This is a genomic window from Corynebacterium sp. KPL4072 (genome assembly GCF_037908395.1).
Lineage (GTDB): Bacteria > Actinomycetota > Actinomycetes > Mycobacteriales > Mycobacteriaceae > Corynebacterium > Corynebacterium kefirresidentii.
This window is the reverse complement of sequence record NZ_JBBMGE010000005.1, coordinates 59,729-71,902: the sequence shown is the minus strand read 5'-3', so window position 1 is coordinate 71,902 and position 12,174 is coordinate 59,729. Positions and strand designations below refer to the sequence as shown.

Below are 12,174 nucleotides of genomic sequence, written 5' to 3'. Positions count from 1 at the left end.
CTGTTTAACCTATGTGGTGGCACTGCTCACCCCGGAACTTACCAGCGATGTACAAGCGCGCACATTGCTGCGAACCTGATTTTACATAAACATTATGTGGTCCATTGTCGGCCACGGCTCCAAAACCGCAACCTGTGTGGGTTTTGCCGACAAAAGTACGGTGGATTTGTGCCCCGTTGCGATTTTGATAGTCGACTCGCCAGTTGCAAACAGTTGAAGGGACTCGATACTGCACTCCTTCATTTTCAATATGGTTCCGAGAGCCGATTATCCTGTGCTGCAATTCTCCTGTGGTGACTTTGAAATTGTTTCCTTTATAGGTGAAGCCAAACCCGTTGATTGGTTGATATCCAGAGGCGCTGAGGGGTTGAATTGCTTTCCCAGGGGTGCTGTTTTCTTTCGGCACATAGTTATACGCTGTAGGGTCAGCACTTTGGGCTTCGCCTCCCTCAATAACCTGGTAAGAGGTCTTTTCTTTAGGAGGAGCAGCTTTTACATCGGTGGCATCGGCTTCCCCTACTGATGTAACAGCAGATACAGCAACCAGCACGGAAACCATTAAGAATTTTTTAATCATATGAAAACTATGTCACTGCTTCTTGTGCTCCGCAACTTCTGCAGCATGGTTTGTGTCACACTTGAGCATCATCTGAGACGGCCCACTTCTCGCCCTAGTGGGGTTGCCTGCAAATCGTGGACACGTTGTAGGGCTACCTAGTGGTTGGGCGGCTATTTCTTTTTTGCTGGTGGTTAGACCAATCTGCTTCTCGAGGTCGACGAGGCTGACCATCCCGAGTGTGGAGTGCCGGCGGTCTGGTCCGGTCGCTGAACGCTGAATTGCGTAAAACCACCCGTAACAGGGGGCAACTCCCGAACGACACTGAGGCGCTGAAAGTGCTGTGGCTAATGATCTCCAACATCGAAGACAAGCGCGCTGTCCAGCGAGCGGAGAAGGCGAAGCACAACATTGAATGCAACAGCTTTATTGAAGGGATGAATGCCACCGGGTGGAAATAATCCATCAACCAACTAGCCGTCGCTTGCCCCGACCGATTCGCGGACCACTTATAAACCAAACCCCGCACACAAACAACTTGACACGCTCACAACGAGCGACTTGCTCAGCACGGGATTGCCGCTTCCACTGGGACGGTTGGTGGCTTCTATGACAATGCTCTGGCTGAAAACGTTAACGGCTCCTACAAGAACGAGCTGATCCATACCCGAAGGTGGGATGACGTTGTCGAGGTAGAAATCGCGACGTTCGAGTGGGTGTCATGGTGGAACGAGACAAGGCTCCACCAAAGATTGAGATACCGAACCCCGGTCGAGGTGGAAACCGAATTTTGGAAGCAGAACCCGCCACAGGCAATAATAGAAATCAAGGCAAATGCCTAGGAACAAAACTCGGGGCACTTCACCTGGGTATGCATTAAAAGCATATTCAATAAGGTTTTCTTCATTGTTTCCCGAAAGTGCCACTTTGGTTGCCCCTGCCACAGACGGGGTGCCAGCCTGCGCTGCGCTTAGTGCAAGTTGGTGAAGATGGATGCCTCCGACCTATCAATCCATGCTTGGCGTCTTCAAACCCTTATGGCGTGAAACTGCGCGCGGAGGTGGGCACTCTCGTCTCAGCACGCAAGATTTGCGAAAGAACCTAGTTGCCGCCTCAGGTGCACAGTATGGTGGGCCTCACGACTAGATCTAAAGACGTGCAAGAAATTAATCGTCCGGAAAAATCAATAACCTCGGCGATTTACTCCTACTTTCGTAGTGCAGGGATCGTTCCGAGGCTTTCAAGATAGAGATTAGCATTTCCATAATGAGTAATCCAAGATCGACCCCCGTACCGCTATCGCAATGGTTTTCATCCGCGCGGATGAGCCGGTACGCCGATCACCCCGCACCAGAAGCGCTATATCTTTGGAATACTCACCTCACGAAGACCTATCTCGCCGACATTGAGCATGTTGAAGTACTTCTTCGAAACTGCATTCACAATGCCCTAACCAGAAGGTACGGTGACCGATGGTTTGATGACGATCGAATACCCTTCAACGTTGCAGCAAAGAAGAATATCCGCAAAGCGAAAAGACGAGCTGGAGGAGAAGGGGCCCTACCGGGAAAAATCATTGCTGAACTCAGCTTCGACTTCTGGCGTTACCTTTTAAGTAACCACTATCAAGCAAGCATCTGGCCTCAGGTAAAGAGGGCGTTGAAGAAACCCCCTGATAGCAGACAGCAGTTCGAAGAGCTTGTAGTCATTGTTTATGAAATGAGAAATAGGTGCTCTCACCACGAATCAATCGTTCAACAGCGCGATAGAGCCCGTGAAGTCGCACATCTCGACTCCGTTGATAACGCTATCCAAGAAATAGCGGGTTTCATTGATCCTCATGCAGCAACATGGATCAAGAACAATTCCAGAGTCTCCGCTTTACTAGCACAGCGCCCTTAGGCCCATATCGCAGTGCAAAGTGGGAAACTGAAACCGTCATCATAGTTGGTGTGCATTCTAACTATTTTCCGTTGAATCATGCCGCCGCCTCGTTCGCTAACATCCAAGGATTACTTTTCGCTAGGCAAGGAACGACGTTTCAAGAAAGTCCTCAAGACTCCAATAGTCAGGATCGAACCAAGCAACGCCCTCGTCGACTTCGATTGTGACTAAGTGGTCAGGCAATAAGATGAGGAAATTATTTGTCTCGGTGCGGATTCCTTGGCGTTGTAGCTCTTGTGCGACTCGTTCAGTGCTCTTCTGTGCGGTCTCGGCGGGGCGACGATTAAGGTCAACGCCATAGAAAGTATCCGCGATTGGTACCTCCATGTACTTCATTTCAACGGTGACGCACTTGCCATCCTCCACGCAGCACAACATTTTCCATGAAAATTACTTTTTATGTCTTCATGTTCACGCTGAAATGCCTTCCCAAGGGTAAGGAGTGGCTGTACCGCTATATCGGAAGACGACGAAAAAGCCCGCAGCCAGAAGGTGGCTGCGGGCTTGGGGAAGCTTAATGCTTCTAGTGTGTTTGGAGTTACGGGTCTACTGCTTGATAGCGGAGACCTCGAGCTCAATTTTGATCTCCTCGGAGACCAGTACGCCGCCGGTCTTCAGCGGAGCGTTGAAGTCGATGCCGAAGTCCTTGCGGTTGATCTTGGTGGTTGCCTCGAAGCCCAGGCGGGTAATGCCAAATGGGTCCTCAGCGGTAGCAACATCTTCTACATCGAGGTCGACGGACTTGGTGGTGTCCTTGATGGTGAGGTCACCGGTTACGGTGCCGTTGCCATTCTCATCAACGTTGAGGTTGGTGGCCTTGAAGGTGATCTCCGGGTACTGCTCTACTGCGAAGAAGTCCTCGTTCTTTACGTGTGCATCGCGGTCATCGTTGCCGGTGGTGATGGAAGCGGTGCGGATGGTTGCCTCAGCAGCGGACTCGGCGATGTTCTCGGCCACGGTAATGGTGCCCTCAAAATCGGCGAAGTTGCCACGGACCTTGGTGACCATTGCGTGCTTGGCGACGAATCCGATAACGGTGTGGGCTGGGTCTAGTGCGTAGGTACCTGCTGCGAGGGACATAGTGAATACTCCTAAGATTGTTGCTTGCGTTACACCCCACAGTGTACGCACTACTCCTAAATAGTCAACACTTGAAGTAAAAAAGTTTAGAAATCGCAGCGCATGGAGTTTTGTATTGAGGAAAAATGAAAATTAAGGCCGAACTGAAGGCGATTTTCTTCAGTTCGGCCGTTATTTCATGGACCGCAATGTGGGTTCACGTATCCGAAGTTTTCCTAGGGCTGTCCAACGAGCCCAATGTCTGCGATGGTTGCCTTATTGGACTTGGGTAGCTCGGTGATCATGAGCAGCAGCCCGTCGAATTGCTCGGGGGTTTTCTCCAGCTCGATGTCTTCCTTGCCGTTTTTGAACTTGCCTCTTGCCAGTTGGTACAGAGAGCCGGCCTGTGGGTTTTCTGGGTTGAAGCGGTCACGATTAACGCCATAGACGGCATATTTCGCCCCAGTCGAATTGGATTGCACCACCGGCAAGACTGCGAAGTGCGTTGGCGAATCCACAGTGACGAGGATGCCGGTGTCCTCCTCTTCGGTGGACCAGGTGGTGGCCGTTTTGCCGTCGATAAGCGCAGCGTCGTCCTTGTTATCAGGGACGGTAATCGCAGAGGAAGGCTGGAGACGCACCGGCGGGGTATCCGGAATATCGGTGCTGCCGTGGATGGTTTCGCTGACCGGGTTAGGCGCCTCCACATTGCTGAGCAAGGACATGATCCAGGTGGTCAATGCAGCCATTGCCACGACGAAGATGGTGGCGAAGATACCGATGACGATGACGCCGGAACCGGAATAACCGCGGCCGCCGAAGCCGGGTTCTTGGGCCGGGTCATCCTCTTGGGCCGGTTCCTCTTCCGCCTTTACCGGCAAGGCCTCGGGTGCTTCCTCTGGCTCCTCCGGTGCGAAGTCATGCAGGCGCTGGGCGATACCGGCCAAGGTCAGCGCCTTTGCCTCCTGCAGCTGTTCCATCTTTTCCTCGCGGCTGTCCTCATCAGCACTATCGAGGGCAAAGTGCGCGTCCTCGACGCGCTGAGCGGCCTCGTCGGCCGAGAGGTTGGCATCTTCAGAAATATCGCGCAGCTTCTTCGGCGAAGGCTCCGTGGACTCCACGAGCAGCTCTAGGGCGGAGCTGAGAGCCTCGCGGTCGGTGGCGGCGGAGGTGCCATCCAGTACGGCGGGGAAGGCCACCTTGACTACACCGTCGGTAGAGACGCGGAAGCGGTCGCGGTGTTCCACGCCGAGGATGAGGCCGGCATCGTGGGCAGCGGCGGCGTCAGCAAATAGCGGCGCAGTAGCACGAGCCACAGAATGGGGGTCGAGGTTATCGGCCTCAGACACCTGCTTGAGGGAGGTGCCCTCGAACCAATCCGCCACCACCAGGCAGCCCGTGCGGTAAGACAGAACTTGGATATTATCCGCCACGGTATCGAGCTCCAGCTCGGCAAGGCGGCGGGTATTGCGCGAAATCTCAGCGGAGCGGCGGGCGGCAACTCCCGGAGTCGATGGCGCAATCGGCGCCAGGCTATTGGTATCGACGAACGTCAACGCGACTAGGCGGCCGGTGGACTGCTCGCGTGCTTGCCAGAACTGTGCACCGGTGACCGCACCGTGATCTTGGAGCAAGCGGAAGCGACCATCCGATACCGGGGCGCCCGGCACGAGGCGTGGGCCGCGGACGATACCGGCGGACATTGGTGGCGGTACCAGGGTGGCGTTGAAGGCGTCCTGGGTGAATACCGGCCGGATTTCCGGCACGTCGGGCTCCTCCAGCTCGATAGCCTTGGAGGAATCGACCTTGATGAAGCGGGACATGCCCGGGATGCGCTGCAAGGCGCGGGCCAGGTTCTGGACCTCCGGCAAGGAGGACTTAGAGAGCACCAGGCCGGTGGCGATGAGGAAGATGACTCCAAGCACCGCGACCTTGATCAGCGAGACGATGGAGGGCAAATTCTCTGGAAGGAGGAAATTCACGCCCCAGTACAGCACCCAGGAGACAACCAAGCCTACGAGACCGGCACCAGAAGCCCACAGCACGGTCTGCGTGACGGCTTTGCCGCCGAGGCTGCCGAGCTTGCGCTTGAGCAAGAAGCCACCGATGACCGCACCGGAGACGAAGCCAAAGCCATTGGCCGTACCGAGCAAAATCACCACGCGGTCCGGGTTGGACGTCATCAACGGGGCCAAAAGCGTAAGGACGATCTTGGTCAGTGTGATGCCGGCGATGATGAAGGTCGGCGTCCAGGCTTCCTCGCGGGCATAGAACACGCGCAGGTGCAGTAGCACCAAGGCATACGGGATGAGTGTGAAGGCGGAGAAGCTGATGGTCAGGCCAAGCTGCTCGGCGCTCTCGGCGCCGTAGGCACCGTATTGGAAGAGGGCCCGGGCGATTGGTACACCAAAGCCGGTCATGAAAATGACGATGGGGATAAGCGCGATGAAGGTCAGTTTTGAGCCCAAGGTCAGATCGCGGACTACGGCATCAACATCGCCGTCGGCGGCATTGCGGGACAGGCGCGGCATGATGGCCGTCAGCAGCGTCACGCCGATTACGCCATAGGGCACCTGCAGCATGAGCCAGGCATTCTGATAGACCAGCGGGGCGCCGGCATCCGCATAGGCGGCTACGCGGGAGGTGATCACATAGCCCAGCTGGGAGATAGCCACATAGGTAATGATGGCCAGAGCCATGCCACCGAATTGCTTGATGCGGGCATCCAAGCCCCACTTGGGGCGCAGGTTAATGCCGGCCTTTTTGAGGTACGGCAACAAGATGAGGCATTGCACCATCACCGCCGTGGTGGTGCCCAAGCCCAATAGCATGACGTGGGGATCGGCCACCGGGGTGGGCTCGTGCGGGTCGAGCTGGCCGGGCAGGAAGCGATAAGCTAGCAGCACGCTAATGGAGATGACGTTATTGACTACCGGCGCCCACGCACCTGGACCAAAGATATTCTTAGTATTAAGAACGGCCTGGAAGAGGGCGAAGAGGCCGTAGAAGAGGATCTGCGGCAGCAATAAGAAGGCCAAGGAGGTTGCCTGCACGGCATTGGCCTTGGAATCTTCCGGCAGCATCATCCTCGTTAAGAAGGGTGCGAGCACCACGGAGGCGATGGTGACTATGCCCAGGATGGAAAAGGCCAGGGTAAATAGCCGCCGGACAAAGGTCTCGCCTCGGTCCGTGTCTTCTTTTTCGGCGCGTACGAGAACGGGCACGACCAGAGAGGTCAGCACGGCACCCAATACGATCTCGGTGACGAGGTTGGGGATCTGGTTGGCGCTACTAAACGCGGTGCCCACCGTGGCACCGAGAGTGGCGCCGATGAGCATCTGGCGCAGGAAGCCGGTGACGCGGGATAGCAGCGTCGCGATGGCCATCGTGCCCGTCGCGCGGATGACGTCCTGATTGGATGATTCGTTTTCCGCGTTGCGTCCGGTGAGCGCGGACTTGTCCTCCTCGGGAGGAACGGTGGTGTCCTGCACCGCGGGCGTGGGGCGCTTTTCTGGCACCGGAGCGGGAGGAGAGGCGCGGACGATTCGGCCGCGGGCACCCGCTGGGGCGGGGTGCTCTGCCGGCACGGCGGCATCCTTCGGGTCAACTACACCCGCAGGTGACTTCTCCACGTGTTCGGCCTCGCGGCCAGTTTTATCAGTCATAGAGGATACAACTTCAACTTACTTTTTAAGCCTTTGTGATTTTTTGCGCCGATGGCGGCCTAGCCGGAAGAGAGTGGCGAGGACCAGCGCAAGAGCGCCGGCTATGCCGACGCCATACACGCTTACGATACCGGCACGCGTTTGCACAGCGATACTGATCGGCTCCGAGATGGTTTGCTTTTCTGGGGTGGCAAGCCACAGGCCAATGTCTGTGCGATCGACGTCCTTAGGCATATCGGCGGTCATGGATACAGTAATAGAGCCCTTGGCCGGAATACGGACACTCTTGGGCGTGTTGAGGCGCGCGCCATCGGGGGCATCGTATTGCAGCTTGGCCTCCACCGGTAGCGGAAGCCCATTTTCTGCCACGATGAGCAGCGGCGATGACTCGGATACGCGGGTATAAACATTGCCCGGTGGGATAAGCGCCACAGAAGATCGCAGATCGCGCAAAGTATTCGAATGCACATCCATCGTGTGGGTGAACCTTCGCCGCGCTTCAGCATTGCTGCCCAAGCTATCGCGGTTGGTCAGCGAAAGCGCGGCCAGCAAATCCCGGCGCAAAGGCAGGACGAATTCATAGGGAGTCAGTGCGATATCTGGATCATCGACCATGATATTCATCAGCTCATCGGTATAGCGGGCCTGCTGCTCCACGCGGACGATATCGGATTCGGCGAAGGCGGCGGGATCACTAAAGGGGCTGCCAGGCAGTGACCCCGGAACGGCGGTTTCCTGCTTGAGGCTGCCGACGGTACGCGCATGGGACTGGCCCGAATCGATGAGCGCTTGGGCGGAGTCAAGCGCGTATTCGGCGGCGCTGGGATCCAAGTAATTGGGCAAACGCGCCACGGTGTCATCGCTAGCGGCCAAACTCAACGCGGCGCCGCCGGTGATGGCGCGGGAAAGTTCGGAATCGAGCGAGTAATCGTAGCGTAGCTCCGGGTTGGAATAGCCCACCGTCTGTGGCTTGGAGCCGGTTTGGGCTAAAAGGGCGCCCAGGGAGGCGTCGAAAGTCACGGCGTGGCCAGGCCACGAAGTATTATCAGCCACCAGTGCGGGCAGGGGCAGTTGTTGATCCACATAGCCGGAGCCAACCGCGAGGACAGAGGTTGCTGGCTTGGTGCCGAGGATTCGCTCGATGGTGTGGTTGCCGCGCTGCAGCCCCTCGTAGGTAAGGAAGGGATTATTCGCCTTGGCCACGGATGAGGCATTAGCGTTTGCCCACGGCATAGACATAAAGCAATCGAGTTCACGCAGGCGCTTGAGCCAGCGGGCGGCATCCTCTTTGCCAGTGCCGGGTTCGAGGTGCACATCGTCGTTGTTATTGAACCACGAATCACGCAGGCGCTTAGGACGCTCCGCCTGAGCCGGGCGGGACGAACCTACCTTATAGCCCTCCGCCATGCGGTTGACCGTGTCCAAGAGTGCGGGATCGATGGCTACGCAGCCTGCCCCGCGCAGATCGTGGTCCGCATAGGTGCTCACCAAGCGATCGAGCCGGCCGCCCTCAGCCAGCTCGGTGGCTAGCTCATCGGAGGCGAGAATAAGGTCTTCTCCCCCAGCGCCGCCTGGTACCGAGTCGATATCGGCGCTGATGGGATAGACCACGGTGAGATCGTGGGGTTTGGGCTCCGAGGGGGCATCGCCAAGCGCCTGTTTCTTTCCCTGCACTTGGCCTATTAGGCGTTCTTCCGCAAAGCTGACCGCTTCGCCGCCGACAGTGCCGGTGAGGGTAAATAGCAGCGGATAGGCGCCGGCGTCTTCGATGGCTAGGGTCTGCTCGCCGTGTAAGGAGGTGGGAACCTTGAAGGTAACCTCTCGGGTTTCGCCCGGTTGCAGGGGCGCGGTGGTGGTGCTGGGGCCGTAATACGGGAATTCGCCGGTGGCCAGCTGCGTGCGGGCCTGTGCAGTACTCTCCACGGCATCGCCACGGCGGCTGGTCAACTGGAGGTCTTCCATGGCCTCATCGGTGGGATTGTGTACCTGGAAGGTAAGTTTCAGTTCCTTGCCCACGGTGAAGGGTTCGGCCGCGATGAGATCGAGAGTGGCCCGCTCTGGTCCGCGCGCGCCCAACCATGCTTGGATATCCTGCTGTTTTCCCGCAGCCGAATCCATCTGCGCGGCGGCCTCTGGCAGCGGCAGGCACAATCCCCACCCCGCTACCGCCAGGCAGCCGCCCACGGCGGCCCAAGACTTCAGGCGTTGGCGCATTACCGTGGGGTCACTTTCCCCGCGGCGGCTTCCTTTCGTGCGAGATCGGGAAGGAGATCATGCGCGATGCGCGCCAATTTGCGCTCGTCGGCGTAGGCCAAATGCTCGATGAGTTCAGAGACGGGAATCCATGAGACCTCGGTGACCTCCGGATCCTCATCGTTCATGATGCCGTCTACAAAGCGCAGCAAGTGATGGTGCACTGTCTTATGGATACGCACCCCATCAGAGACGAACCAATAATCAATCATGCCGAGGTCTGCAAAAACCTCACCGGAAATGCCGGTTTCCTCCCATACCTCGCGCTCAGCGGTGACTTCTTTGGCTTCGCCATTTTCTACGTGGCCTTTAGGCATGGACCACAGCAGGCGTCCGCGACGGTCGAGGCGGCCGATGAGTGCCACATAAAGCCGGGAAAGATCTACCTGGCCAGTGGCATCGACACACTCCGCCAAACCAGAGACAACAAGGCCGCCGGCGGAGGTTTCATCGCGGGTTTCCATGGCCGTGGATTGGCCATTGCCACCGCGGTAGGGCCTGCGCTGCTGAGTGCTGCGGCGCGCGCGATTATCCGGCCGGCGGCGCCGCCTGCGCCGGGACCGGTTACGGTTGCGGCCGCCTCCCTTAGAGGGGCCCTGTTCTTGGTTAGTCATCCCTGCCAATCGTAGTAGACTCTCACCCGTGAATTTTCAGGACACTCAGCTAATTGGCGTTCTTGCCCGCGCGGAATCCACCGTCTCCTCCCTCAGTGACCTGCTGGGCGGTTTGGTGGAGAAATTTGCCGCCCGTGGTTATTCGCTCTACCTTGTGGGCGGCTCTGTGCGCGATGCGCTTTTGGGCCGCTTGGGAAATGACCTGGACTTTACCACTCCGGCCCGCCCGGACGTGGTTAAAGAGATCTTGGATGAGTGGGCTGAGACCGTGTGGGATACCGGCATCGACTTCGGTACCGTCTCCGCGGCCTATAAGGGTCAGCAGATTGAGATCACCACCTTCCGTTCCGATTCTTATGATGGCCAGTCCCGCAACCCTGAGGTGGTCTATGGTGACACCTTGGAAGGTGACCTAGTGCGGCGTGACTTTAAGGTCAATGCGATGGCCATCGAGCTGCTTGCCGACGCCTCTTTTACCTTCCACGATCCCCTCCACGGCCTCCAGGATGTGGCCGACCGGGTGCTCGATACCCCGGACAAGCCGGAAATCTCCTTCCACGATGATCCGCTCCGCATGCTGCGGGCGGCGCGTTTTGCGTCCCAGCTGGAATTTCGCGTGGCCGATCGGGTGGTAGATGCCATGCGGGATATGGCCGGCGAGATCCAGCGCATCACCGTAGAGCGCGTACAGGTGGAGCTGGATAAGCTTATCTGCGGCACTGCACCGTGGGACGGCATTGACCTGCTGGTTTCCACCGGAATTGCGGACTATATCTTTCCGGAGATCCCCGCACTGCGTATGACCGCGGATGAACACGCGCAGCACAAGGACGTTTATGCTCACTCGCTGAAGGTGCTAAGTCAGGCCATGGACCAAGAAGAAGATGGCCCAGACCTTGTCCTGCGCTGGGCGGCGCTTCTACACGATATTGGCAAACCGGATACCTTTGATAACACCGATGGCAAGGTCTCCTTTCACCACCACGAGGTGGTGGGCGCCAAGCTTGCCCGCAAGCGCCTGCGCAAGTTGAAGTACCCCAAGGCCACCACGGAGGCCATCGGCCAGCTGGTGTACCTGCACATGCGCTTCCACGGGTTCGGGGAAAATCAGTGGACCGATTCTGCCGTGCGCCGCTATGTTACTGACGCCGGCGACCTCCTCCCCCGTCTGCATAAGCTGGTGCGCGCCGATTGCACGACCCGCAATGCTAAAAAGGCCCGTCGACTCCAGCGCACCTATGATCAGCTTGAGGAGCGCATCGAAGAGATCGGCCGCAAGGAGGACCTGGCTCGCGTGCGCCCGGACCTTGACGGCAATGAGATCATGGAAATCCTCGGCCTTAAGCCCGGGCCAGAGGTAGGCCAGGCATGGTCTTATCTCAAGGAACTGCGCCTAGAGCACGGCCCCCTCGAGCGCGAGGAAGCGATTGCGAAGTTGCGCGAGTGGTGGGATTCTAAACAGTGATGTTTGCCGATAGATTATTTAACGCCCTCGAGCGCAATGACCCCGCTCCCGGCCAGCTTCTCATCGCTGCTCCGGGCATGCTTTCGCCGGAATTCGCCCGCTCCGTCATCCTCGTCATTGAGCACAATGACATGATGACCTTTGGCGTGGATCTGACTAAGCGCTCCGAGGTAGCTATTTTCAATGTGCTGCCGGAATGGCTTCCCGTGGTGGCTAAACCGCAGGCGCTGTATATCGGCGGTCCGCTCAACCAACAATCCGTTGTTGGCCTCGCCCAGACTAAACAGGGCGTCGATCCGGACAAACAAGATCGGCTCACCCGCCTCGCACCGCGCCTGGCACATGTGGATCTGCGCGCGGACCCAGAAGAGATCGAGCCACTAGTTTCTGGCATGCGCATGTTTGCCGGCTATGCCGAATGGGGGCCGGGCCAGCTGGAGGAGGAAATCGAGGCCGGCGAATGGTTCGTCTCTCCGGCCCTTGCCCAAGACGTTATTACTCCAGGCCCAGCCGACCTCTGGGCCGATGTTATGAAACGTCAGCCCATGCCGTTGCCTCTCTATTCCACATATCCAGTCAACGTGGAAGACAATTAATTCCTATCGCGCTGCAGGCAAT

Annotated in this window: 9 protein-coding genes and 2 pseudogenes; 5 read left to right on the top strand and 6 right to left on the bottom strand. The window is 57.7% G+C overall.

Going from position 1 to position 12,174, the window contains the following annotated elements:
- Positions 1–4: 4 nt before the first annotated feature.
- On the bottom strand, positions 5–577 hold the full coding sequence (locus WMP97_RS06455) for a hypothetical protein (protein WP_301716419.1): 573 nt from the start codon (positions 575–577) through the stop codon (positions 5–7).
- A 242-nt stretch (positions 578–819) separates the two neighbouring features.
- Here WMP97_RS06455 and WMP97_RS06450 point away from each other — a divergent pair.
- The 3 genes and pseudogenes from WMP97_RS06450 to WMP97_RS06445 form a co-directional block, all read left to right on the top strand.
- A pseudogene (locus WMP97_RS06450) lies at positions 820–1,017 on the top strand (IS256 family transposase); the annotation flags it as partial.
- Between the two features lie 114 nt (positions 1,018–1,131).
- Complete coding sequence (locus WMP97_RS11845; RefSeq protein WP_366918349.1) at positions 1,132–1,398, top strand: integrase core domain-containing protein; 267 nt, start codon at positions 1,132–1,134, stop codon at positions 1,396–1,398.
- A 424-nt stretch (positions 1,399–1,822) separates the two neighbouring features.
- Complete coding sequence (locus WMP97_RS06445) at positions 1,823–2,458, top strand: hypothetical protein (protein ID WP_340440085.1); 636 nt, start codon at positions 1,823–1,825, stop codon at positions 2,456–2,458.
- Between the two features lie 120 nt (positions 2,459–2,578).
- On the opposite strand, the gene WMP97_RS06440 is transcribed toward WMP97_RS06445, so the two are convergent.
- The 5 genes and pseudogenes from WMP97_RS06440 to WMP97_RS06420 form a co-directional block, all read right to left on the bottom strand.
- Positions 2,579–2,878, bottom strand: a complete 300-nt coding sequence (locus tag WMP97_RS06440; protein ID WP_301716417.1) for a hypothetical protein — start codon at positions 2,876–2,878, stop codon at positions 2,579–2,581.
- Between the two features lie 168 nt (positions 2,879–3,046).
- Positions 3,047–3,580, bottom strand: coding sequence for a YceI family protein (locus WMP97_RS06435; protein ID WP_340440084.1), 534 nt, complete (start codon positions 3,578–3,580; stop codon positions 3,047–3,049).
- Positions 3,581–3,795: 215 nt separating this feature from the next.
- Complete coding sequence (gene murJ / locus WMP97_RS06430) at positions 3,796–7,224, bottom strand: murein biosynthesis integral membrane protein MurJ (protein ID WP_340440083.1); 3,429 nt, start codon at positions 7,222–7,224, stop codon at positions 3,796–3,798.
- A gap of 18 nt (positions 7,225–7,242) precedes the next feature.
- Entirely contained in the window at positions 7,243–9,438 is a 2,196-nt protein-coding gene (locus WMP97_RS06425; protein ID WP_340440081.1) for a DUF6049 family protein, read from the bottom strand.
- Positions 9,438–10,031: pseudogene (locus WMP97_RS06420) on the bottom strand (NUDIX hydrolase); the annotation flags it as partial. The gene WMP97_RS06425 and the pseudogene WMP97_RS06420, both read right to left, overlap by 1 nt.
- Before the next feature lie 88 nt (positions 10,032–10,119).
- Here WMP97_RS06420 and WMP97_RS06415 point away from each other — a divergent pair.
- Positions 10,120–11,556: a CCA tRNA nucleotidyltransferase gene (locus tag WMP97_RS06415; protein WP_239206874.1), complete on the top strand. Its 1,437-nt coding sequence runs from the start codon at positions 10,120–10,122 to the stop codon at positions 11,554–11,556.
- Entirely contained in the window at positions 11,556–12,152 is a 597-nt protein-coding gene (locus WMP97_RS06410) for a YqgE/AlgH family protein (protein ID WP_238801577.1), read from the top strand. Before WMP97_RS06415 ends, WMP97_RS06410 begins: the two co-directional genes overlap by 1 nt.
- The last annotated feature ends 22 nt before the right edge of the window (positions 12,153–12,174 follow it).

Bases quoted from the DNA above. Each gene is read 5' to 3' on its own strand.
- WMP97_RS06455 (WP_301716419.1), bottom strand. From the start codon at position 577: ATGATTAAAAAATTCTTAATGGTTTCCGTGCTGGTTGCTGTATCTGCT.
- WMP97_RS06445 (WP_340440085.1), top strand. From the start codon at position 1,823: ATGAGTAATCCAAGATCGACCCCCGTACCGCTATCGCAATGGTTTTCA.
- WMP97_RS06440 (WP_301716417.1), bottom strand. From the start codon at position 2,878: ATGTTGTGCTGCGTGGAGGATGGCAAGTGCGTCACCGTTGAAATGAAG.
- WMP97_RS06435 (WP_340440084.1), bottom strand. From the start codon at position 3,580: ATGTCCCTCGCAGCAGGTACCTACGCACTAGACCCAGCCCACACCGTT.
- murJ (WP_340440083.1), bottom strand. From the start codon at position 7,224: ATGACTGATAAAACTGGCCGCGAGGCCGAACACGTGGAGAAGTCACCT.
- WMP97_RS06425 (WP_340440081.1), bottom strand. From the start codon at position 9,438: ATGCGCCAACGCCTGAAGTCTTGGGCCGCCGTGGGCGGCTGCCTGGCG.
- WMP97_RS06410 (WP_238801577.1), top strand. From the start codon at position 11,556: ATGTTTGCCGATAGATTATTTAACGCCCTCGAGCGCAATGACCCCGCT.